General features: G+C 51.3%; 22 protein-coding genes. 7 read left to right on the forward strand and 15 right to left on the reverse strand.

Going from position 1 to position 24039, the window contains the following annotated elements; all coding sequences use genetic code 11:
• Nucleotides 1-36: 36 nt before the first annotated feature.
• From ABXT40_RS09540 to ABXT40_RS09560, 5 genes are all read right to left on the reverse strand, one after another.
• The gene (locus tag ABXT40_RS09540; RefSeq protein ID WP_443645373.1) at nucleotides 37-1401 is read right to left on the reverse strand and encodes an amidase; all 1365 of its coding nucleotides are present in this window, start codon (nucleotides 1399-1401) and stop codon (nucleotides 37-39) included.
• Between the two features lie 213 nt (nucleotides 1402-1614).
• Entirely contained in the window at nucleotides 1615-2865 is a 1251-nt protein-coding gene (locus ABXT40_RS09545) for an NAD(P)/FAD-dependent oxidoreductase (RefSeq protein ID WP_443645374.1), read from the reverse strand.
• A 58-nt stretch (nucleotides 2866-2923) separates the two neighbouring features.
• Nucleotides 2924-4243, reverse strand: a complete 1320-nt coding sequence (locus tag ABXT40_RS09550; RefSeq protein ID WP_443645375.1) for a hypothetical protein — start codon at nucleotides 4241-4243, stop codon at nucleotides 2924-2926.
• A 238-nt stretch (nucleotides 4244-4481) separates the two neighbouring features.
• Nucleotides 4482-6410, reverse strand: coding sequence for an ABC-F family ATP-binding cassette domain-containing protein (locus ABXT40_RS09555; protein WP_443645376.1), 1929 nt, complete (start codon nucleotides 6408-6410; stop codon nucleotides 4482-4484).
• A 67-nt stretch (nucleotides 6411-6477) separates the two neighbouring features.
• Nucleotides 6478-7407: a LysR substrate-binding domain-containing protein gene (locus tag ABXT40_RS09560; protein ID WP_443645377.1), complete on the reverse strand. Its 930-nt coding sequence runs from the start codon at nucleotides 7405-7407 to the stop codon at nucleotides 6478-6480.
• A gap of 181 nt (nucleotides 7408-7588) precedes the next feature.
• Between ABXT40_RS09560 and ABXT40_RS09565 the strand changes: the two genes are divergently transcribed.
• The 3 genes from ABXT40_RS09565 to ABXT40_RS09575 all read left to right on the forward strand — a co-directional run bounded on the left by ABXT40_RS09565 (nucleotide 7589) and on the right by ABXT40_RS09575 (nucleotide 10061).
• Nucleotides 7589-8224: an FMN-dependent NADH-azoreductase gene (locus ABXT40_RS09565; RefSeq protein ID WP_443645378.1), complete on the forward strand. Its 636-nt coding sequence runs from the start codon at nucleotides 7589-7591 to the stop codon at nucleotides 8222-8224.
• 87 nt (nucleotides 8225-8311) lie between these two features.
• Complete coding sequence (gene ung, locus ABXT40_RS09570) at nucleotides 8312-8986, forward strand: uracil-DNA glycosylase (RefSeq protein WP_443645379.1); 675 nt, start codon at nucleotides 8312-8314, stop codon at nucleotides 8984-8986.
• A 205-nt stretch (nucleotides 8987-9191) separates the two neighbouring features.
• A complete protein-coding gene (locus tag ABXT40_RS09575) occupies nucleotides 9192-10061 on the forward strand; it encodes a DMT family transporter (RefSeq protein ID WP_443645380.1) in 870 nt (289 codons plus the stop codon).
• On the opposite strand, the gene ABXT40_RS09580 is transcribed toward ABXT40_RS09575, so the two are convergent.
• Complete coding sequence (locus ABXT40_RS09580; RefSeq protein ID WP_443645381.1) at nucleotides 10058-10558, reverse strand: hypothetical protein; 501 nt, start codon at nucleotides 10556-10558, stop codon at nucleotides 10058-10060. The genes ABXT40_RS09575 and ABXT40_RS09580 overlap by 4 nt on opposite strands.
• Nucleotides 10559-10682: 124 nt before the next feature.
• On the opposite strand from ABXT40_RS09580, the gene ABXT40_RS09585 reads away from it, so the two are divergent.
• Nucleotides 10683-11417 (forward strand): SDR family NAD(P)-dependent oxidoreductase, encoded by a 735-nt coding sequence (locus tag ABXT40_RS09585; RefSeq protein ID WP_443645382.1) that lies wholly within the window; start codon nucleotides 10683-10685, stop codon nucleotides 11415-11417.
• On the opposite strand, the gene ABXT40_RS09590 is transcribed toward ABXT40_RS09585, so the two are convergent.
• The 8 genes from ABXT40_RS09590 to ABXT40_RS09625 form a co-directional block, all read right to left on the reverse strand.
• The gene (locus ABXT40_RS09590; RefSeq protein ID WP_443645383.1) at nucleotides 11411-12028 is read right to left on the reverse strand and encodes an inner membrane-spanning protein YciB; all 618 of its coding nucleotides are present in this window, start codon (nucleotides 12026-12028) and stop codon (nucleotides 11411-11413) included. The two genes, ABXT40_RS09585 and ABXT40_RS09590, sit on opposite strands and share 7 nt — an antisense overlap.
• Entirely contained in the window at nucleotides 12003-12650 is a 648-nt protein-coding gene (locus ABXT40_RS09595) for a DUF3833 domain-containing protein (RefSeq protein WP_443645384.1), read from the reverse strand. The genes ABXT40_RS09590 and ABXT40_RS09595 overlap by 26 nt, the downstream gene beginning before the upstream one ends.
• A gap of 106 nt (nucleotides 12651-12756) precedes the next feature.
• Entirely contained in the window at nucleotides 12757-14289 is a 1533-nt protein-coding gene (locus ABXT40_RS09600; RefSeq protein ID WP_443645385.1) for a cryptochrome/photolyase family protein, read from the reverse strand.
• Entirely contained in the window at nucleotides 14286-15731 is a 1446-nt protein-coding gene (locus tag ABXT40_RS09605) for a cryptochrome/photolyase family protein (protein ID WP_443645386.1), read from the reverse strand. Before ABXT40_RS09605 ends, ABXT40_RS09600 begins: the two co-directional genes overlap by 4 nt.
• 172 nt (nucleotides 15732-15903) lie before the next feature.
• Nucleotides 15904-17538 carry an acyl-CoA synthetase gene (locus tag ABXT40_RS09610; RefSeq protein WP_443645387.1) on the reverse strand — a complete coding sequence of 545 codons (1635 nt, stop codon included), beginning with the start codon at nucleotides 17536-17538 and terminating at the stop codon, nucleotides 15904-15906.
• Nucleotides 17539-17589: 51 nt separating this feature from the next.
• A complete protein-coding gene (locus ABXT40_RS09615) occupies nucleotides 17590-18402 on the reverse strand; it encodes an enoyl-CoA hydratase (protein ID WP_443645388.1) in 813 nt (270 codons plus the stop codon).
• Between the two features lie 79 nt (nucleotides 18403-18481).
• Nucleotides 18482-19222 (reverse strand): amino acid ABC transporter permease, encoded by a 741-nt coding sequence (locus ABXT40_RS09620; RefSeq protein ID WP_443647002.1) that lies wholly within the window; start codon nucleotides 19220-19222, stop codon nucleotides 18482-18484.
• 64 nt (nucleotides 19223-19286) lie between these two features.
• Nucleotides 19287-20039 (reverse strand): amino acid ABC transporter ATP-binding protein, encoded by a 753-nt coding sequence (locus ABXT40_RS09625; protein WP_443647003.1) that lies wholly within the window; start codon nucleotides 20037-20039, stop codon nucleotides 19287-19289.
• Between the two features lie 252 nt (nucleotides 20040-20291).
• On the opposite strand from ABXT40_RS09625, the gene ABXT40_RS09630 reads away from it, so the two are divergent.
• From ABXT40_RS09630 to ABXT40_RS09640, 3 genes are all read left to right on the forward strand, one after another.
• The gene (locus ABXT40_RS09630; protein ID WP_443645389.1) at nucleotides 20292-21068 is read left to right on the forward strand and encodes a transporter substrate-binding domain-containing protein; all 777 of its coding nucleotides are present in this window, start codon (nucleotides 20292-20294) and stop codon (nucleotides 21066-21068) included.
• 93 nt (nucleotides 21069-21161) lie between these two features.
• Nucleotides 21162-21812 carry a glutathione S-transferase family protein gene (locus ABXT40_RS09635; RefSeq protein ID WP_443645390.1) on the forward strand — a complete coding sequence of 217 codons (651 nt, stop codon included), beginning with the start codon at nucleotides 21162-21164 and terminating at the stop codon, nucleotides 21810-21812.
• Nucleotides 21813-21975: 163 nt separating this feature from the next.
• Nucleotides 21976-22896 carry a DMT family transporter gene (locus ABXT40_RS09640; protein ID WP_443645391.1) on the forward strand — a complete coding sequence of 307 codons (921 nt, stop codon included), beginning with the start codon at nucleotides 21976-21978 and terminating at the stop codon, nucleotides 22894-22896.
• 69 nt (nucleotides 22897-22965) lie between these two features.
• Here the strand turns inward: ABXT40_RS09640 and pyrC are convergent, their stop codons facing one another.
• On the reverse strand, nucleotides 22966-24012 hold the full coding sequence (pyrC, locus tag ABXT40_RS09645; RefSeq protein ID WP_443645392.1) for a dihydroorotase: 1047 nt from the start codon (nucleotides 24010-24012) through the stop codon (nucleotides 22966-22968).
• Nucleotides 24013-24039: the final 27 nt, after the last annotated feature.

The raw sequence follows: 24039 nt of genomic DNA on the forward strand, positions 1-24039 counted from the left end.
CAATGGCAGCTGTGATCATTTTGGTACGTTTACTAATCATAGCTTTGTTCCGTTGGTTTTATCCAACTCTGCTGCGTCGGCTTCGGCTGCGTTCAATGTCGCAAGCATCCAGCTTCCTGTCCGCAATAGTCTGTCATCCTCTTCCGGGCCACCAACAAGCTGTACGCCGATTGGCATTTCATTTTCTGACATGAGAACCGGTATGTTCAAACAAGGCAGCCCACACAATGTCCAAACAGTAGAAAAAATCGGATTGCCCGTGCTGCCCGCACTGAATAGCGGTGCTTCACCCGAGGCGGAAGGTGTGATAATTGCGTCAAAATCATTAAAGAGTGAGGTAAAATAGGAAACCGCCTCATTCCGAAGCTCAATCGCCTCTTGATAGGCCTCATCACTGATCGTTGCCCCATGCGCCAACAGCTTGGCCACTTGTGGGCTTAGCGTGTCATTGTGATTCTCACAAATCTCGGCAAGGTTCCGCGCGATCTCATGATAATGGATAATATTCTGCGACTCGACAAGGCCAGTGAATGAGTCACCAGCGTCAAGCCGTTGAACTTGACCGCCAAGCGTATCAAGAACCGCCATCATTCCGTCGCGGCTGTCATCGGACAATGTGTCAAAATAGGGCATTTCGAACCAAACCAAATTTGGCCTGACTGGCGGCTCGCTGTAAACACCGTTCAGCAATTTTGGACGCGGGCGACAAAAAGAACCTGGATCAGCCGGATCAAATTCGGAAATCACATCACCAACAAGTGCAACATCTTCATAATAGCGAGCAAAAACACCCACCTGGTCAAGCGTTTCAGAGGTGCGTAAAACACCGGTACGTGGGATCATGCCTGCCGATGGCTTAAAGCCATAAACACCACAAAAAGAGGCTGGCCGGATAACCGAACCGTTAGTTTGCGTGCCGATGGCAACCGGTATATGACCTGCTGCCACCGCTGCAGCCGATCCTGCCGATGACCCGCCCGGGCTGTATTCCAGATTGTGCGGGTTACGAGTTGCCGCCGGATCCATAAAGGCAAAAGGCGTTGTTGCGGTTTTCCCGAGAATAACCGCCCCTGCTTCTCTAAGGCGCGACACCAGCACCGCATCAAATTCAGGCTGGCGACCGGCAAGCGCAACACTGCCAGATTCAGTTGGCATATCGGCAGTATCGATAATGTCTTTCAGACCAATCGGCACCCCATGAAGCGCGCCGAGCGCCCGACCTGATTGCCGCAATTGATCCATTGCCCGCGCCTGTGCCAGCGCCCCATCACGATCAAGCCATATCCAAGCTTTTAACGCATCATCGTTTTTGGCAATTCGGTCAAACGCCGCAGTGACAAGCGCAGCCGAAGTTGTCTCGCCATCGCGGATCATTTGAACCATCTGCAAAGCTGATGTCATAAAGCTGTTCCCTATCCGTTATGACCATCTAATCGTTATTGCTAGCACGGCATGTTCAGTCCTAAAAGACAATTTGGCGACCACAGCGCAATAACAGGGAACTGCTACAGCAAAAACCAATTGGGTCAAATTACGATCAGAATCACCTAGATTAAATAGCGACCCTACCGCCAGAGCCCAAAAAACAGAAACCGTTGGCATCTAATTATCTGCTCAAATCGAGAATCGAGACACTCGAAAGGGTTTCGAGTCGATCGGCGGCGGCGTCTTTTTGATCAAGGCTGCCAATAGCAATGCAGATCCGGGTGCCATCGATAAGCCGATATGATGATGCCCGAAATTGAACCACAGCCCTTCATGGCGGGGCGCGGAACCAATCATTGGCAGCGAATCAACAAGGGTTGGCCGCCGCCCCATCCATGGCGTGCCCTCGATCTGCTTGCCAAGCTTTACCGCCTCGCCCGCCATAGCCGCTGATCTAGTGATTTGCCCAAAATCCGGCGGGGCGTCACGATCAGTTAATTCAACACCTGATGTCACTCGCAAACCCTGCCTCATTGGCGCGACAACAAAGCCACCTTCAACATCAAGAACGGGTCTTTTGACCATTGGCTGATCGCCAGCTTTGAAATGCAAATGATAGCCACGTTCCCACGCCATCGGAATGTCATAGCCAAGCCAGCCAGCAATTTCGGCCGACCATGCCCCTGCCGCTAGCACAACATCATCACTATGAAATGATGAATCTTGATCAGCATGTACCTGCCAGCCATCATCGCCGCGCGCAAGTCCGGTTACGGTCACGCAATCGACAACACCGCCAGCCACTTTGAATAACGCAAGATAAGCATCAGTCAGGTCAGCGGGGCTGGACACCGCGCAGGTTTCATCCATCAACACGCCCTTGTGATAGATTGGCGCAAGCCCGGGTTCAATTTGCCGAATCTGCTCACGATCAAAGACCGAAAACGCGACCCCAACTTCGCGCATGATATCCATTTCAGCCGCATATCTGGCAAAGCCTTTTTCGGTTCGGAACAGCTTAAACCAACCACCGCCATGACGAAGCAGATGATCAACACCAGCGGCCTTGATCCATTTTTTATGCTGGCCTAGCGAAAGTTGCAGCAACGCCCGCAAAGCAAGCGCGGCATATTTGACATGCGATGGACGGCAATGCGCCAGAAACCGCACAAACCAACCAAGCCGCCGCAGCACGAAAAAAGGATTGTAACGAAGCCCATTTGACCGGTTCAAAAGCAATTTTGGCAAGTCCTTGATCAGCCCGGGATTATTCAACACGACAACCGATGAGTCCGACAAAACACCAGCATTGCCATATGAGGTTTCGCGGCCCGGCTGTTGCCGATCAAGCAAGCGCACCTGATGCCCATCAAGCTGAAGCTGTAAAGCCGCCGCAACCCCGACAATGCCGCCACCAATCACAATTATTGACTTTTTCATCCCCAATGCTCCGCAAACCCCGTTTCGTGCTGTTTTACAACCACCGCTCCATAATTGGCTAAACCACCATATTTACAACACATAATGCCGCCCCACCAACAAGCGCATAGGCCAAAGCTGTCCATAGATTCGACCCAAGAACCAGATCACGCGATCGCACCCGGAACAGATTGGCACTGGTAATGACCGAAAGTGACGCAACCGAACTCATCGTTCCCGCGCCCCATCCAATCAAATGCGCCTGCATCAACAATGCCGGATGCACATCGGCATGACCACCGCTGAACACCGCCAGAAATGCCGTGCTGCTAATCACCGGATGAACCCCGAAAACCGAAGCCAGCATCATGCCAAGCGGCGTCATGATCAGCGCAAACCAACCCGGGATAACACCGTCATAAAGGCTGGTCACAAGAGCTGTAAAGGCCCCCGTTCGTGTTGCAAAATAACCGATTAGCATGGCCATGCTGATGATCAAAATATCGTCAGCGATATTGCGCATGCTGCCTGCCGTATCTTCGATGATGGGTTTGATCTGCGCCGGATAACGGATGAATTGCACCAATACCAGCACCGGCATCACCACAACCACCGCCGATAAAGCGGTGAAATCAAACAGCAACGCCGACCCAAGAACCGCCCCAAGCACCAGCAAAAGCCGCATCAAAACAGGTTTAAGGCAGATGAGTGCAAGCCGTAATTGCCCGCCCGAAAATGACCGGTTCAATAGCGGTAGTGAAATCGCTGCAAATAAAATAGCCGTCACCCCACCAATGCCAATTGCAATCCAAGAATTGGCCTTGCCGACAAAGCCCTGTCCAATCGCGAAAGCCACGAAAAAGGGCGACCAAGCCGCCGCTGTCACCATCCCACGAAGCGCGGCCTCAGCAGCAAGCTGGCGGCGTTGGTCATCAGCATCTTTGGGAATGGCTGCCGACAAAATCGCCAGCGCGCCGGTATTGATGATGCCGCCAAAAATATTGGCCGCGAGATGCAACCCGCCGGACGAGGCCGAAGCAGGTAATTGCTCCAGCGCGTCCTGCGTTCGGTGAACCGAAGGCATCATTGAGGCGGTCGCGCGCACAAGTGCCATGGTTGGCAAAAGCGCAGTAAAAATCAAAACATAACGGCCGCCAGTGGCCCATTCATCGCCATCGGGAAAATGATCGAGAAGCGCCCAACCAACAACCACCAACAATAGCAAGATCAAAACCGAATCATGCCGAAGGCGTGATAAAGTTAACAGCACAAAGCCAATAAAGGCGATAACACCAAGATTAACCACCTCAATCAGATCGGTGCCTGTTGTCACCTGTATCAGCGCCGCCATCCATGCCACGCATAACAGCCCAAGCCTAATATGGCCGATCATTGGCATTTGTGTTTTCCACATATCAGAATCAATGCCCTATTAGACACGCTGTTCATTCCCGATTTTGGCCTTGATCATCATGGCATTGGCGAATGATCGCCGCAGCCCCATCCGAAATGATGCGTTTGGTGGATTTACCAAAAGGTAACTGTACCCGCATGATCAAACACGAATTCAAACAAAATTCCAAATGTTAAACGCCGTAATTGATATCACCGGTTTTATGACTGCAAGACCCGCATGGCTAGCCATTGGCCTCGGCTTCGGCAAGTGACTCCTCAGCCGCAAGCCACGCCTGTTCAGCTTCGGCTAATGATTTTTCAAGCTTGGCAAGCTGGCCAGATAATCGGGCAATTGCATCGGCATTGTCGCTATCATAAAAACCGGGCTTTGCCATTTTGGCGGCAATGCCGTCTTTTTCAGCGGCAAGCGTCGTCATCAATTTTTCAGATTGTTTGACATTGGCGCGAAGCTGGCTTGTGTTCTGGCGGCGCACCCGGCCGGGTGATTGCGATTTGCCGCCTGGTTTTTCACCTGACCCGCCTTGTGCCTGATCATTTGATGCGGCGGCTTGGTCGTCACCATCACGTTGGCTGCGGGCGCCATCAGCACCACGGCGCGCCAGCAATTGACGCTGGTAATCGGCCATATCGCCATCAAATGAGGCGACTTTGCCATCTTGGACAATCCATAATTGATCGGCGATCATTTCGACAAGATGCGAATCATGACTGACCAGAATCACCGTTCCTTCATAGGCGTTTAACGCATGGACAAGGGCTTCACGGCTTTCAATATCCAAATGGTTTGTCGGCTCATCAAGAATCAGAATGTGCGGGGCATCAATCGCCGCCATCGCCATTAGCAAACGTGCCTTTTGTCCACCTGATAGACGTTCAACCGGATTATCGACGATATCAGCATTAAACCCAGCCCCGCCAAGCCGGGCGCGTAATTTGGTCGGCAGTTCTTTTGGCCGCAACCGTTGCATATGCTGATAGGGGCTTTCCCCCGCAACAAGCTCGTCAAGCTGGTGCTGGGCAAAAAAGCCAATTCGCAATTTCCCTGATTTCTTGACCGATCCTGATAAGGGCTGCAACCGTCCGGCAAACAGCTTTGACAAGGTTGATTTACCCTCGCCATTTGCCCCAAGAAGCGCAATGCGGTCATCGGCATCAAGGCGCAAATCCAATTTGCGCAAAACCGGCTTTTGGTCATAGCCAACCGCCACATCTTCAAGCACCAGCAAAGGCGGTGGTAATTCTTCGGGGGTTGGAAAGCGGAAAGGCGAAACGGCCTGTTCCGACAGCGCCATGATCGGCTGCATTTTTTCAAGCTGTTTGAGGCGTGATTGTGCTTGGCGTGCCTTTGACGCCTTGTAACGGAACCGGTCAACAAATGACTGGATATGCTGTCGCTGGGCATCTTGTTTACGCGCCATTGATTGCTGCTGTTCAAGCTTCATCCGACGTTCGGTATCGAACTGGTCGTAACTGCCGGTATAATAGCCAAGCTTGCGATCAGTCAGGTGCAAAATGCCGGTCACTGATCGGTTCAGCAATTGCCGGTCATGCGAAATCACCAAAACCGTATGTCTGTATTTTGCCAAAAATGCCTCAAGCCAGACCGCGCCTTCAAGATCTAGATAGTTGGTTGGCTCGTCAAGAAGCAGCAAATCAGGTTGTGAAAACAGCACCGCCGCCAACGCCACCCGCATGCGCCAGCCACCCGAAAATTCATGGCAAGGACGCGCCTGTGCTTCGGTATCAAAGCCAAGCCCAGATAGAATTGAGGCGGCGCGCGCTTCGGCAGAATAGGCGTCAATATCGGAAAGGCGTGTGTAAATATCGGCAATCCGGTTTGGATCGGTTGCGGTTTCAGCTTCGGCAAAAAGCTGGGCGCGCTCGTGATCGGCGGTCAAAACCGTATCAACAAGGCTGATGTCACTTGCAGGGGCTTCTTGATCGACACCGCCGATGCGAAATTGCTGGGGAATTTCGATCTGGCCTGAGTCAAGCGCCCATTCGCCACGGATTATCCGGAAAAGTGATGTTTTACCAGTTCCGTTACGCCCAACGATTCCCACCTTATGGCCGGTTGGGATGACCGCAGACGCGTTTTCAAACAGCGGTTTTCCCTGAATAGAGAATGATAGATTTTGAATTTTTAGCATGGGTCAGACTGGTGCCTTGCTGCCGGTCATTTGTCAATGATATGCAGCGTGATATCGCAAAAAAAGCTCAACCGGCAAGTGCCGTCCGGTCAATCTCTTCCCAATAAGGCGACCTGCCATAGAGGCCAGATATGAAATCAACAAAAACACGCGTCCGCTTTGGCAAGATCGTTGTTTTTGGATAGACCACGAAAATATCAAAGCCGCTCCAGTCATAATCCGGAAACAGCGGCTGCAAAAGGCCTTTGTTGATCGCTTCGTAATGCAAAAAATTGGGCAATGACACCATGCCAAGGCCAGCAATGGCAAGGTCGCGAAGAACATCACCATTATTGGCCGACATGCGCGGGGTGATATTCAGGCTGCCCGCCTTGCCATCCGCCCCAACATAATGCCAATCAAGCGGGCTTCGGTCATTTGCATAGACAAGCGCTGGCATTTTGGCCAGATCATTGGGATGGTTTAGCTGGGGCCATTGCGAAATCAGGCTTGGTGCGGCGACTGGCAAAACACTGACCGACGAAATCTTTTTGGCAATCAGGCTGGAATCGGTCAAATTACCAATACGGATTGCCGCATCGAATCCCTCGGCAATCATATCGACCCGTTTATCGCTTAAATCCATTTCGATGTGAATATCAGGATGCGCATGCATAAATTGCGCGATCGCTGTCGACATATGCGCAATCCCAAATGACAACGGAACGCTAATCCGCAAAACGCCACTCAACGCACCGCCGGCATTTTGCACTTCCTGTTCAGCATCTTCGAGAGTCGATAAAACCGTTTTCGCTCGCTGATAGAACACCTGTCCAGTTTCATTCAGAAACAACCGCCTTGTCGAACGCTGGATTAAGGCTGTACCAAGCCGAAGCTCAAGATCACGCAGACGACGGCTAACAGCCGAGACGGCAATTCCCATCCGGTCTGCGGCTTGTGTTAGGCTGCCTGTTTCCACAATCAGGACAAAGGCACGAAGTTCTTCAATCTGGCTCATGCCAGCAATATAATTTATTTTTCTGTTTATTAGAAATATATTTTTCGATTTTACCCCTTTATTTGTCAGGCGAGAAAGAATACCACGTTTAACAGCCATGAGAGACCTCCCCCCTCTCATGGCTTTACGCCCTTCGGGGTTTGGCTCGCTCGCTCGAGCCTCAAATAACGGAAGTTATCACATGGTTGCTGAAACAATATCGGTCCTGCGCATTGATTCAAGCATGCGTCAGCATGGCTCAGTAGGTCGCGATCTTGCTGAGGTCGCCGTGTCCAAACTTCGGGCAGAACTTACCGATTCTGAAATCGTATGGCGTGATCTGAAATCAGGCGTTGGTCATGTGAACAGCGCTTGGCGCGATGCTAGTCTTGGCAGCGCTGCGGCGCGATCAGCCGAAGAACGCGCCTTGCTCGCACAGTCGGACGCCTTGACAGCCGAGGTTGAACGCGCTGACATTATGGTGTTTGCAGTTCCAATTTATAATTTTAGCATCCCCGCCGCGCTGAAAGCTTGGGTTGACATGGTATGCCGCGACAATGTTGACGGTGCCACCGCAATCAGCAAAAGCGACGCCAAGAGGTATAAGCACGCGATCGTTATTGTAACATCAAACCACACGCTTGCCGGCGCTGACGATGAATTTGCCACAGGGTTCATGCAGTTTATTCTGAAATTCATCGGCTGCACCGATATTGATATTGTTGATGCAACCGGCCTTGCCAATGATAAGCAAGCTATCCTTCGCGCTGCTAATGACCGGATTGATGCCATCTGTCAAACCTTGGCACGGCGCAGCCTTTCCGCCGCTGCCGAATAGGCATATTGCGGCGCCGCCACCAGCCCGATATGATACAGCCATGTTGCCGCCAATGATGGCGCACTGCCTGTCATGCAGGGGCATATCATGCGCGAGGTTAACATCGAATCAAGTTGGAAAGATCGGTTGGCGAGCGAATTTGCCGCCGATTATATGACTGCGTTAAGCCAGTTTCTTCGTGCTGAAAAAGCCGCTGGAAAACATATATATCCGGCTGGCAGCGAAATCTTTGCCGCCTTTGACATGACACCTTTCGATAAGGTCAAGGTCGTTATCCTTGGCCAAGACCCCTATCATGGGGTAGGACAGGCGCATGGCCTCAGCTTTTCTGTACGCCACGGCATTGCCCCGCCCCCATCTTTGCAGAATATCTATAAAGAACTGGCCAATGATCTTGGCCTGCCGCATCCGGGTCATGGCAATCTTGAAGCTTGGGCAAACCAAGGCGTGCTTTTGCTAAATAGCTGTTTGACGGTTGAAGATGGCAAGGCCGCAGCGCATGCTGGTAAAGGGTGGGAGATATTTACCGATGCCGCCATTGCCGCCCTGAATGCCGAACGGGATCATTTGGTTTTTATGCTTTGGGGGCGCAAGGCGCAGCAAAAAGGCCAACAGATTGACCGGCACCGCCATTTGGTGATTGAATCAGCGCACCCATCACCCTTATCGGCACATAATGGGTTTTGGGACTCCAAGCCATTTTCAAAAACCAATGACTATCTTGCCAGCCATGTAATCATCCCAATTGACTGGCGGCTATAGCCTGTCCAGATAAATACGCTGGTGCTGCTTTCTTTTTTCAAGTCAAACATGGCCGATATCTATAAGCTAAAACAAAACATGCTCACTTTGCCAGTTTTGCCGATTTCCAAATGATTTACGCGATGACTATTTCTGCATAAAACACCAAGAATATATGATGATCATATTTGACGACCAATTTTGAAAATAAGGGCCAACCAATCCGATGCAAGACAACCCGCGCTTAGGCATTGCGCTGATGATTGCGACAACGGTCGTCTTTGCGGTTCAGGATGGCATTTCACGATATCTTGCCGAAAATTATAACGTCATCACCGTTGTAACAATCCGCTATATGTTTTTCATGTGTTTTGTGCTGGCCTATAGCAGTCGCCAAAAAGGCGGTATCCGGCAAGTGGCCAGCAGCGGTCAATTGCCATTACAGATTGGGCGTGGCTTGTTACTTGTGGCGCAGATATGCGTTGCGATCTTGAGTTTTAGCACTGTTGGGCTGGTGAATTTTCATGCGGTTTTTGCAAGTTATCCGCTGATGGTCATGGCGCTTTCAGTGCCCGTTCTTGGCGAAGTGGTTGGGTGGCGGCGCTGGCTGGCGGTTTGCGTTGGCTTTTGCGGCGTGCTGTTGATCCTAAGACCGGGAACAGAAATGTTTAGCAGTGCCAGTATTCTGCCGGTTCTGGCGGCCTTCATGATGGCGGTCTATGGCATTTTAACCCGCTATGCCGCACGCCGCGACGCAGCCGAGACCAGCTTTTTCTGGACGGCAATGGCTGGTGGCATTGCCATGCTTTGTATTGGTCCTTTTTTCTGGTTGCCGCCAATTGGCAGTGATTGGGGTTGGATGGGTTTATTATGCCTAACCGGAACCGGCGGGCATTATCTGCTGATCAAAGCCCTTGATGCAACCAAGGCGTCAACAATCCAGCCCTTTGCCTATTTGCAACTGGTCTTTGCCTCCAGCATTGGCATTCTGGTTTTTGCCGATTCACTGGACCCCATGTTGATTATTGGCAGCAGTATCATCGTCAGTTCAGGCCTGTTTGCCCTGCAACGCGAACGCAAGGTCAAAAGCCACTAGCCAGACTGGCCTGCCGGTTGCGGCGGGGAAACCGCAACGGTCATCCAGCAATCCTTGAACTGGCCTGAGGTGACTTTTTGCACAACCCATGAAAAATACAGAATGTCACCGCGGCGCGTTTCCATCAGAACGTCAAATTGCTGCCACAGCGCGCCATCACTTGTTTTGCCTGACGCCGTATTTGATCCGGTTTTTATGCTGTGCGATTTATGGTTCAGCAAAACATCAAAGCTCGGCCCTTTCAGCATCATGGCAAAACGCGGATATGGGCCGGTAACCTTGCGGTTTTGCGGATGCGCAAAACTCCATGTCTGGCGAATGCCAAAATCAGCTTCGACAAGATCATTATTTTTAAGGCTCATAAGCTGGATTGCCACCACCTCGGCCGGCGCAATTGACGGGTCTGGCCGCACCAAATTATCAGCAAGCGCGGCAACGGAAAACAGACAGGCCATCAGGCTGGATAGCCCTGCCAGATAATAACGGCGAAAACACATCTTTTATCCAATCTCATCACGAATGGTTGCGTCTGTCAGGATGACAACTTATCTCTAATATTGCAAATGCGGCATAGCGAAGCTTATGTCGGTGGCGCGGAACAGATGAACAAAGGGACAAATAATGCATATCACGATTCAAGGCGCAGGCCGCGGCATCGGACTTGCTCTTGCCCATCATGCCCTCGCCGTTGGTGCAACCGATCTTTACCTTACCGCCCGCAATCCCGAACAAAGCACGGGCTATGCGCAATTGCCACCATCACCCAATATTCACTGGTTTGCGATGGATTTTCTAGATCCTGACAGCATTGCCAACACAGGCGATGCAATCCTTGCCAAGGCGCCCCATCTTGACCGGATTATCACCACCGCTGGGTTGCTTCATGATAGTGATCTGCAACCCGAAAAGCGGCTTGGCGCATTAACCCCTGAGGCGATGCTGAAGCTTCATCAGATCAATGCAATGGGGCCAATCTTGTTTTTCAAATCATTATGGCCTGAATTGCGCCGCGCCCATCCGCTTGTCGCCGCCAGCATATCGGCGCGGGTTGGGTCTATTTCGGATAACCGGCTTGGCGGCTGGTACAGCTATCGCGCCAGCAAGGCCGCATTGAACCAATATATGCGCACCCTTGCCATCGAGCTTGCCCGCTATAACCCCGATGCGGTGATTGCAACGCTTCATCCGGGCACTGTTGATACAAATTTATCCCAGCCCTTTCGCAGTCATCTTGCCAAGGATCAATTGCAAACTCCGGCGCAAAGCGCGGCCAATCTATGGGGTGTTCTCGATCATTTACCACCCGAAGATAGCGGTGGATTCTTTGCCTATGATGGCAAGTCAATTCCCTATTGATCGCCATCCGGTGCGGTATCGGCAATCCGGCCGCGAAGCGTCAGCGGCAATTGCGCCATCATAAATAAAACGCTGGCAGGCGCGGCGATAAAGGTTTTAAAAGCCACCCAATTGGCATCACTGGCATTGCGCCAAACCAATTCATTGGCAATGGCAAAACATAAAAAGAAAAGACCCCATCTTCGGCTCAACAAAAACCATGTTGGTGCCGTCAGGTGAAATTGCGTGCCAAAAAATTCACGCATCATTGCGCGCCTGAAAAAAAGCCCGCCAAGAAGAACAATGGCAAAAAGACCATTGAAAATCGTTGGCTGAATTTTGATAAAAATAGCGGCGTTAAAAAACAACGCGGCAAACGTCATTCCGCCTGACATCAATAGTGAAAATAACGCGAATCTGGCAAGTCGTCGGGTCTGCAACCAATTTGCGCCCATCACCAGCGCCCCAAGCCCGACCGAAATAACCGCCGCCGCAAAAAGCCCGAAAAATTCATAGCCCAGAAAGAATCCGGCAAGCGGCAAAATTTCCAAAAAGAACGATACCAGCTTCATCGGCGGATAGGATGCCATCAGCCCCTCAGCCCGCCTACCGCGCAATCCATTGTTCGACATCTAGCGGGCCAACCGCCGCCGCCGCTTTGCCCCGCAAAAACACAATCGTGACCGACCCAATTTCAATTCCGAATTTGCTAACATAGGCGCGGTTTATCGCAATATCTTCGCTTTGCCGATAAATCCAATCGTCAAAATGCACATCCATTTTATTGCCAGCCATTTCAAGACTCACGTCATATTGCCAATTCAGGCCATTGCCGGAAATGCGGCCTTCGGCCTGACCTTCGACATCATCCGCCCGCCCCTGATAGCGAAAACTGCCATCTTCGGATCGGCCAAGATTATCAATCACCCAGACGCGCGAGGCTTTTTCGCCATCTTCATACAAAAAGGTTTCATCAAGCACTAGCTGATTGCCAGTGATTGTGCCTTGCAGATTCACCCGAAATTGACGCCGCAAATTGCCAAACCGGTCTTCAAAAATACCCAAGGCAATTGTGTCACCGGCAAAAAATTCTTCAAGAACAAGCGAGGGGCGGCGTTCGGATAGATGCGTTACATTTTTTCGCGCACAGGCCGATAAAGCGGCAAAAGCACCAATCAATAATCCGGCGGTGAGAAACAGGCGTATTAAACTGCCAAATATCAACCTAGCCATGCTTCGTTTTTGTCGTGCCATTTCAACCTCCCCTTCGCGCTTCATCTGATTTCGCCGCTAGCCTAGCAAACTAATGCAGATCTTGCTGATAAATTCGGTTTAGGGTGCTGCCAAAGCGCTGTTACCCCTATCCGGCCTTATCAAGGCCCGCCAAAAACCGGCCAGCATCGGCGTTGACTTCAGCCTGTTTTTCCGGCGCCATTTTGTCAAATGTACGATAGATCATGCCAAGCCGCGGATTATTGCCAAGCTTTTCACGATGCCGATCCAAAAAATCCCAATAGAGATAATTAAAAGGACATGCATCTTCGCCTGATTTTTCCGTCACCTTATAACGGCAGTTTTTGCAATAATTTGACATCCGGTTGATATAGGCACCGCCAGCCGCATAGGGTTTGCTGGCAAGATAGCCACCATCAGCGAAAAGCGCCATTCCCGACACATTCGGCATCACCACCCATTCATAGGCATCAACATAGACAACCAAAAACCATTCATTCACCGCCTGCGGCGACAGGCCGGCAAGAAGCGCAAAATTACCAAGAACCATCAAACGCTGGATATGATGCGCATAAGACAGGGCATCGGTTTGCTGGATTGATTGGGCGAGGCAATTCATGTCGGTATTGCCCGTCCAGAAAAAATCGGGAAGCGGACGCGTTGCCTGCATAAAATTTGCCTCGGCATAAGCTGGCATTTTCAGCCAATAAAGCCCACGGACAAATTCGCGCCAACCCAGAATCTGGCGGATAAACCCTTCAACCGCATTTAGCGGCGCATCGTTGCGATGATAAGCTGCCTCGGCCGCCCTAATCACTTCGATCGGCGATAATAATCCGGCATTCAGATAAAGACCGATATGGCTGTGATACATCCATGGTTCGCCCTCAATCATCGCATCTTGATAAGTGCCGAAAAGGGGCAGACGTTCAGCAATAAATTGATCAAGAACATGCAAGGCCTGATCGCGGTTAACGGCAAAATCAAACCCAGCCAATTGCCCAAAATGATCGGCGCAACGCATCTCGACAAGAGCCAAAACTTCGGTTGTGATCGCATCGGGTGCAAAGCTGCTTGGCGGCGGCACAGCCAATCCGGCCTTTGGCGGCTGGCGATTATCGGCATCATAATTCCATTTGCCGCCAATAGGCTCATCGCCTTCCATCAGCACCTGATAACGCCGCCGCAAATCACGGTAGAAAAACTCCATGCGAAGCGATTTTCGCCCCTCAGCCCATTCGGCAAAATCACCAAGGCTGCAAAGGAATCTTGAATCGGCACGAATATCGACAGCAAGGCCAAACCGCGCCTGCCATCCCGCCATTTCATCGGCAAGCCGATATTCCCCCGGTGCAGTGACCACAATCTGATCGGGACCAAAGGCGGCAATCGCAGCGGCAACCTCGCCAGCAAGCGAGCCAGCATTATCCGCATCATCAAGCCGGCGATAGCGAACCGCAATACCGTCATCGCCAAGCGATTTGGCAAAATGGCGCATCGCCGAAAACAGATAGGCTATTTTCCGCTTATGATGTTTGACATAGGTAACCTCGGACATCACTTCGGCCATCAACACCAGATCCTTGACCGGATCCAGATCTGTCAGGCTTGGCAAATCACGGCTTAACTGATCACCAAGAACAAGCCGAAGCGTTTTCATGTTGTTTCGCGCAATGCCGAAAAGGCAGCCAAGGCGGCCTCGCGTGATGCTTTGACATCAACAATCGGCTTTGGATAGGTCTCGCCAAGCCGGACACCAGCACCGGCAAGAACTTCGGCAGGCGCTTCCCATGGGTTGCAAAGATACGCATCGGGAAGATTGGCAAGTTCGGGAAGATAACGCCGTATATAATGCCCGTCAGGATCAAATTTCACCCCTTGGGTGATTGGGTTGAAAATGCGGAAATAAGGCGCAGCATCGGCGCCGCAACCGGCAATCCACTGCCATCCTGCGCTATTATTGGCAAGATCAGCATCAACCAGACAATCCCAGAACCACGCCTCGCCATGATGCCAATGCAGCCGCAGATTTTTCACCAGAAATGACCCAACAATCATCCGCACCCGATTATGCATATAGCCGGTTTGCCATAATTCACGCATGCCAGCATCAACAACCGGATAGCCGGTCAATCCCTTTTGCCAGCTTTTCAGCAAGGCCGGATCATCACGCCAGTTAAAGCCATCAAAGCGCGGCTGCAGATTTTTGCGCGGCAATTCGGGGAAATGATAAAGCAGCGAATGGGAAAATTCACGCCAGCCAAGTTCGGACAGAAAATGATCGCAATCACGATCCTGCCCAATGCCTGCATCCATGCGATCTTTGGCAGCATACCATACGGCATTTGGCGAAATCTCGCCCCAATGCAAATAGGCTGATAGCCGCGATACATTGCGTTTTGCTGGGAAATTACGACCATCCTTATAACCGTCAAGGCCATCATCAAGAAAGGCATAAAGCCGGTCATGCGCTGCTGCCTCGCCAATATCCCAAATCGCCGCCAGCCCGTCTTTCCAGTCGCGTTCTGGCAAAAGGCCAAGCGCGTCAATTGCGCTTTGACTACTGGCAAAGCCATCACCTTCGGCAATGACCAGATTTGGCGGCACTGGCAACGGACGGCGTGGCGGTGTGGCGGCAAGACAACCGCGCCGGTAATAGGGCGTAAAGACCTTATAAGGCGTGCCATCATTTTTCAGCACATCCCAAGGCTCCCAAAGAAGCGACCCATTATGGCTTTCAACCGCAAGGCCTTGCGCGGTAAATTGCGCCTTGATGGCGGCATCGCGGGTAATCCGCCATGGCTCGTAAACGCGGTTCCAAGACAGCCCTGCCGCCGCAACAGCATCAGCCAGATTTGCCAGAATTTCGGCTGGATTGCCCGATAGTACAATCAATTTACCGTCAAGCGCCTGATTAAGCGCCGTCAAGGAATGATGAAGCCACCAGCGGCTGGCACCGCCCATACGATGATCACCAGCATTGGCATCATCAAGAATATAAACTGGAAGAACCGCGCCCTTGGCCGCGGCCGCAGATAATGATGGATTGTCGGAAAGTCTTAGATCCTGACGAAACCAATGAATACTAACTGAACCTGACATCGCCGCCTCGCAACCTTACCGTTAAACATACTTCGAGTCATTCTAGGCGATATAGGCGTCACAGGGGCGAAAAACAAGGTATGCGCAATCAGGGCATTATGGAATCAACCAGCCATGACATATGAGTGAATGATCGGCTTGGCTATTTCACAATGACAATCGCGACCGAATCTTATTCGGGGTCGCCGCCAGTAGCAATGCGTTGGCGAAGCGCATATTTTTGAATCTTTCCGGTCGATGTTTTGGGAATTGATTCAAACCGAAATTCACTTGGCACTTTAAAGCCGGCAAGATTCTGGCGGCACCAATCGCGCAGCTCGTCCTGGCTGACGTTTTTGCCATCAATGATTTCGATAAAGGCACAAGGCGTCTCGCCCCATTTTTCATGCGGCATCGCAACTACGGCAACATTGGCCACGGCGGGGTGTTTATGCAGAACATCCTCAACCTCGATTGACGAGATATTCTCGCCACCAGATATGATGATATCTTTTGACCTGTCTTTTAACTGAACATAGCCATCGGGATGAACAACCCCCAAATCACCCGAATGGAACCAGCCACCAGCAAAAGCGCGTTCGGTCGATGGCGCATTTTTAAAATAGCCTTTCATCACAACATTGCCACGCATCACAACTTCGCCAATCGTTGCGCCATCACGCGGCACCGGCACCATGCTGTCAGGATCGACAACATCAAGCCCTTCAAGCGCCAGATAGCGAACCCCCTGACGCGCCTTTAATGTGGCCTGTTTGACATTATCCAACAAATCCCATTCCGGATCCCAATCATTGACCACTGATGGCCCATAGGTCTCGGTCAAGCCATAGAGATGCGTTACGTTAAAACCGGCATCTTTCATGGCGGCAAGCACGGCTTCGGGTGGCGGGGCGGCAGCGGTGAAAAATTCAACCTCATAATCCAGTTTGGCATTTGCCGGTTTGCCAACCACAACAAGCGACATAACAATTGGCGCGCCGCACATATGGCTAACCCGATGTTCCAGAATTGCATTCCAGATATCTTCGGCGCGCACCTCGCGAAGACAGACATGCGTTCCCGAAATCGCCGAGATCGTCCAAGGGAAACACCAGCCATTGCAATGGAACATCGGCAAAGTCCAAAGATAGACTGCCTGTTTTTTCATTGATGCGGTCAGCGCATTTCCCTGCGCCAGCAAATAGGCACCACGGTGATGATAGACAACGCCCTTTGGGTCGCCCGTTGTGCCTGATGTGTAATTGATCGTAATTGCATCCCATTCATTATCGGGCATTTTCCACGCAAAATCGGCATTACCTGACGCGATAAATGTTTCATATTCGGTTTCGTCATAGCCCGATCTTGGCCCGTCAAATTCGGCATCATCATAAATGATCAATTGCGGGTTGCCCTTGGCCAGCGCCAATGCTTCACGGACACGCGGCAAAAGCGCGATATCAACGATCAGAATTTTGGTTTCGGCATGATCAAGTTGAAATGCAATTGTCGCCGCATCCAACCGCGTATTGAGCGAATGCAGAACCGCACCCGACATCGGCACGCCGTAATGGGCTTCGATCATTGCTGGTGTATTTAACAGCATGACCGAAATCGTATCGCCGCGCCCAAGCCCTGCCGCCTTAAGCACGCTTGCCAATTGCCGGCATCGCGCATAAAGCGCCGCATAATTACGCCGCAAAGACCCATGAATAACAGCCGTCTGATTTGGAAAAACCATCGCTGCACGCTCGAGGAAAGTCAGCGGCGTCAGAGGCTGGTGGTTTGCTGAATTCTGGTCAAGCCCGATATCATATGGATTTGTCATTTTGCTGCCCCCTTGCCGTCAGACAGTTTTACCGTCAAACGGCCTTATCATCTACCATTTCGGCTCGCGCTTTTCGATAAAGGCATCAATGCCCTCAACCGCATCACGGTGAAGCATGTTTTCGACCATAACCCGCGATGCATATTCATAAGCATCAGCAATTGATAATTCACGCTGTGTGTAGAAAGCGCTTTTGCCAATGGCCAATGTTACCGGTGACTTGCTGGCAATTTTATGCGCCACAGCGGTCACATGATCGGTTAGTTCAGCAGCATCAACCACCGCATTGACAAGCCCGATTTCAGCGGCGCGCGCCGCTGGCACCATCTCGCCGGTCAACAGCATTTCCATGGCATGTTTCGCCCCAACATTACGGGAAAGTGCCACCATCGGTGTCGAACAGAAAAGACCGATATGAACACCGGGCGTGCTAAACTTTGCTGATGGCGCGGCATAGGCAAGATCACAGCTTGCCACAAGCTGGCACCCTGCCGCCGTTGCCGTTGTCGCCACTTCGGCAATCACTGGTTTGGGATTTTGCAAGATTGCCTGCATGACCGCCGAACAGCGTTTCAAAACATCGGTGAAATAGGCCTCGCCCTGATCCGCATTGGCACGGCCGGCGCTCATTTCTTTCAGATCGTGGCCAGCACAAAAAGCGGGGCCATTGGCCGCCAAAACAATCACCCGAACGCTGGCATCAATTGCCGCATCAGCCAGAATGGCACCAAGCCGGTCAAGCATTGCCTCGGACAGGGCATTGCGCCGCGCCGGATCATTCAGCGTCACGCGCAAAATGCCGTGGGCATCCTTGTCTATTTGCAACAGATCCGCTGCATCTTGTTTCTTGGATAAATCCGTCACCTTACCACCTCATCGCCTATTCAACTCAAAAATCGCGGCAAAAACAACCGAGAAGTCACGCTGTATCAATGATCCTTTTTCAGTTCGTCTCAAGGCGGCGTTCAAGCCAGCGCACACCCGCCGAAACAATCAGAATAACCACCAGATATTCAAGCACCAGAACCGTGTAGATTTCCAATGGCCGGTATTCGGTAACGACCAGTTCATTCGCGCGGCGGGTAAGTTCCTGCATGCCGATCACCGATACCAGCGACGACATTTTCAACATATAGACAAGCTGGTTTCCAAGGGCTGGCAAAATGCGTTTGATTGCCTGCGGCAAGATCACATAACGCATGGTATCGCGGTAATTCAATGAAATCGAATGTGACGCCTCATATTGGCCCCGGTCAATTGACTGAATTCCCGCGCGGAAAATTTCTGCCTGAAAGGCGCTATCGGAAATGGCCAATGCCAGAACCCCCGCCCAGAATACCGAAATTGACACGCTGGCGACTTGCGGCAGGCCATAATAAACCCACAAGATCAGCACCAAAATGGGAATGGCGCGCACAAGCTCAACATAGATGCGGTTAATCGCTTTTGGGGCGCGGCGGTTTGATAGGGCTGGCAAGGCCACCAAAAGCCCAAGGCAAATTGAAATACAGATTGCCGTGACTGACAGGCCAATCGTGTAATAGAGACCATCAATCAGGAACGCCAGATTCTGGCGACCGGTTTCGGTTGCCGGATTGACAACATACCACCCCCAATTGCCCGAACAGCCGCCAAGACTGACAAGGCCAGCAAGCCCCAAAACACGGATCAAAGATGATGGCATCAAGGCGCGGAATTTCGATATTATAAGTTGCATGATCTGGATAAATTGCATGATCTGATCGCCCCTAATGCCGCAAAATCTGGCTAAGGAACAATTTGCAACGATCACTCTCAGGCGCAGTGAAAAATGTTTTTGGCGGCCCCATCTCAACAATCTTTCCATGATCCATGAAAAGCATCATATCAGCCACCTGCCGCGCAAAGCCCATTTCATGGGTGACGCAAATCATTGTCATGCCACTATCGGCAAGTTCTTCAATCACATCCAGCACCTCGGCAATCATTTCCGGATCAAGCGCCGATGTTGGTTCGTCAAAAAGCATGATCTTTGGCGCCATGCAAAGCGCCCGCGCAATCGCCACACGTTGCTGCTGGCCGCCCGATAATTGTGCTGGATATTTACTGAATTGTTCGGGAATCCGCACACGCTCGAGATAATGCATTGCCAGATCACGGGCCTCAGCCTCGGCGATCTTGCGGGCGCGAACCGGCCCCAGCATCAGATTTTCCAAAATGGTCAAATGCGGAAAAAGGTTAAATTGCTGAAACACCATCCCAACATTATTGCGTAAAACAGCGCGGCCAGTGGAGCTGTCATCAACGACAATATTGTCAATCCGAATCTCGCCCGCCTCATGGCGCTCAAGCCGGTTGATACAGCGGATCAGGGTTGATTTGCCCGAACCAGATGGCCCGCAAATCACCAGCTTTTGACCCAGCTCGATATCGAGAGATACCGCATCAAGCGCGCAGAACTGGCCAAAATATTTTGAAACATCCCTTACTCTGATAAAGGGCTGTGTTGCTGGCGGGTTCATCGTGACTGTCACCTAAATTTCCATCGATACACAAGGGCAGATCATAAATGCGCCACCAGGGAGACCCAAGCACCAAGCCGGCTCAAATCCATGTATCTGTTTATCCGATTCCACGATCAACGGCTAGCCCCCAATCGGTTTCAGCGCAAGAAATCCTAGCCAACGCTTGTATTACCGGAACGATGTCCTATCTTTACATCTAATATTTTTAATCGAAAAATTACCCCAATTTGAGTCCGAGGAGACTTTTAAATGCGACTTCTAAAAACAATCACCGCTCTTTTTGCGTTTAGTACGGTTACGGCGCCCGTTCATGCGGCAAGCGTACTGAATGAAATCCTGTCTGACGGCGTGCTAAAGGTTGGCACGACTGGCGACTGGAACCCAATGACCATGAAAGACACAGCTACAAACAGCTATACCGGCTATGATATTGACGTCATGACCGAGCTTGCAAAGGATCTGGGGGTAAAGGTCGAGTTTGTGCCAACTGATTGGAAAACATTGGTAAGCGGTGTTACATCAGGCAAGTACCACATGACTGGTTCTGCCTCGATTTCACCAAGCCGCGCAAAAGCCGCTGGCTATTCAAACAGCTATTTTTCATTGGCAACCGTGCCGCTGACATTGAAGAAGAATTCAGACAAATTCACCGATTGGGCCGATCTTGACAAGGCATCTGTTACCGTTGCCGCGACGCTTGGCACAACCCAAGAAAAACAGGTCAAGCAATTCTTCCCAAATGCGAAATATAAAATTGTCGAAGCCCCTGCACGCGATTTCCAAGAAGTGCTTGCCGGCCGCGCCGACGCGCATATCACATCAAATGTCGAGGCCTATAAGCTAGTCGCGAAATATCCAGAAATGATGGTTGTTCCGGTTTCAGCACCAAAGGCACCAACCCCAATTGCCATGCTGTTGCCGCAAGCCGATCAGGTTTGGATCAATTATGTGAACACATGGATTGCGCTGAAGAACGAGCGTGGCTTTTTTGCCGATCTTGGTCGTAAATGGCAGCTTGCCAATTAGCCTGCGATTATATCAAATATGAAAAGAGAGGCAGTTATGCCTCTTTTTTTTAACCTTACCGTCACCTTTTTTCAAATTTGCCGGAGCCGTTTCATGCTTGTGCTTTATGACCTTGCAATCAGTAGCTATGGCTGCAAAACCCGCATTTTGCTTCGCCATAAGGGGCTGGAATGGACAAGCCTTGCCCCGCCCGATGGCTATGGCAGTCCAGCCTATTGCAAGATTGTGCCATCAGGCACGATTCCAGCCCTGGTGCATGATGGTTTTACCCTTGGCGAGTCAGATGCGATTGCCGAATATGTGAACGAGTTGGCACCCGAACCGGCAATGCTTCCTGAAGCTATCAAAGAACGCGCAATGGCACGCGCCTTGTCACGGTTTCACGACACCCGCATCGAACCGCTGCTTCGTGCCTATTTTGGGCAGGTTGCCCCAACGAACCGCAATGTTGATTTCATTGCCGAAAATGCCGCCCTTCTGGAGCGCCGCTTTCTCCAGCTTGCCGAGATCCAGACGCCATCACCGCTTTTGACCGGAGCCGATCTTAGCCTTGCCGATTGCGGCTTTGCACCAAGCTTTGCCATTCTTGATTGCTTGCAAGGCTTGCTTGAGTTTGACCTAACCCTACCGGCATCGATCAAGGCCTATCAAGCGTCATTATGCGCCCATCCATCGGTTAAGGATGAATATGCCGACTATGTCAAAGCACTGGACGAATGGGCCGTCGCCAAAATGGCGGGCTAGCGATCAATAACGATTTAAAATGATTTCCTTTGACGCTGATTTCCTTTGACGCTGATTTCGTTTCGCGCCTAGGCTGACAATAATCTGGCAGTGATCTGGCAAGAGGCTATCTTGGTTAACACAGGCTTGCTGCCATCCTCAATCATGTTGGTCGTTGCTGCCTATGCCTTTGTCTCTGACCTTTCAAAATTTACCGCCGCAAATGCGCGCCACAATCTTGATGATTGTTGCGCTGTTCATGTTTACCTGCATGGGGATTTTCATCCGGCTATCTGCGGCCAATCTGCCCGTGATCGAGGTGGTTTTTTTCCGCAATGCGCTGGCGGTGGTTTTGTTAGTGCCGCTAATCATGCGCGTTGGCTGGTCAAGCATCCGCATGCAGGAGCCAAAGCTGTTTTTCCTGCGCGCGGTGATTAATTTTGGTGGCATGTTTTGCGGCTTTACCGCCCTTACATTAATTCCGCTGGCGCAAATGACGGCGCTTAGTTTTACCGGCCCTTTGTTTGTTACCATTGGCGCAGTGTTATTTCTTGATGAAATCATTCGCGCGCGCCGGATCGCGGCTATCGCTGTTGGGTTTTTGGGAACATTGATCATCTTGCAACCAGGCTTTACCGAAATTTCGGTTGGCGCGATGATGGCGCTTGTCAGTGCCTTATCAATTGCAATGGCGTCGCTGATCGTAAAAAAACTAACCGCAACCGAAACACCCGAAGCCATTGTGACATGGATGGTTGCAATGCAAGCGCCGTTGGCATTAATACCGGCGCTTGGTGTTTGGCAATGGCCAAGCCTTGAAAGTTGGGGCTATTTATGGGCGATGGCGCTTGCTGGAACGATTGCGCATCTATGTTTTACCCGCGCTTACCGGCTTGTTGATATTACCGCTTTGCAACCGCTTGAATTCATCAAATTGCCATTTGCGGTTATTTTGGCATGGCTGATCTTTAGCGAATGGCCGGGCCTTTGGACATGGATTGGTGGGGCAGTTATTTTTGCCTCGACCGTCTATATCACCCAGCGGGAGGCACGCGCCAAAAAATCGCTTCGGCCAAATGCTGGCGCCCGCGAGACCAAACTCTAGCCCACCCGCAAAGCGAAGGGGGAAGGTTGAGAATGTCAGCCCGCATCAGGCCAGTTTATTCAGGTCAGTTTATTTAGCATCCTGAACCGCCCAGTAAAGTGGCGTGCCACAATCAAAAATCGTCAATGGCCCATCAGGCGTCGCACGGCTTTCCGGATAGATAACCGGCGCATCCTGTTTAACCAAAGTGATCCGGTCTTCATTAACCGGCAGGCGATAAAATCCTGGGCCATGCAGTGAAGTAAAACCTTCAAGCTGATCAAGCGCGTCTTCAGCTTCAAAAATATGCGCAAGACACGACATGGTGTTTGGCGCGGTATAGATGCCAGCACAGCCGCAAGCCATCAGCTTGGCAGCGTCCAGATGCGGCGCACTGTCAGTGCCTAGAAAGAAGCTGCCATCATCGGAAATGGCCGCCGCAATCAGGGCGCGGCGGTGGCTTTCACGCTTGGCGACTGGCAGGCAATAATAATGCGGGCGAATGCCACCAGCCAGAATGTGATTACGATTGATAAACAGATGATGCGTTGTGATTGTGGCGGCAATATTGGCACCGCCAGAACGGACATAATCAACACCATCACTGGTGGTTACATGTTCCAGCACAACCCGTAAATCAGGCACACGCCGCCGCAAAGGATCGAGAACGGTTTCGATAAACACCGCTTCACGATCAAAAATATCAATTTGTGGATCAGTCACTTCGCCATGAACACAAAGCGGCAGGCCGATTTCGGCCATTTTTTCCAGAACGACGATGACCTTGTCAAGATCACGAACGCCCGATGCTGAATTGGTGGTTGCCCCTGCCGGATAAAGCTTGACCGCATTGATCAAGCCCGATTTGGCCACCGCGGCAACATCATCCGGATCGGTTGTTTCGGTCAGATATAACGTCATGAGTGGGGTAAAGCCATGACTCGGATTGACACAAGCCATGATCCTGTCGCGATAGGCCGCCGCTTCGGCGCCTGTTACCACTGGCGGCACCAGATTTGGCATGATGATGGCGCGAGCAAAATGGCGCGCCGTATCATCAATCACCGCGCCAAGCATAGCCCCATCACGAAGATGAAGATGCCAATCATCAGGACGGCGGATGGTCATTTGGGTCATGACAAAAATTCCCATAAATTTTGATGG

This window comes from Candidatus Ponderosibacter sp. Uisw_141_02, from assembly GCF_048087665.1.
In the GTDB taxonomy this organism is placed as follows: domain Bacteria; phylum Pseudomonadota; class Alphaproteobacteria; order Puniceispirillales; family Puniceispirillaceae; genus UBA3439.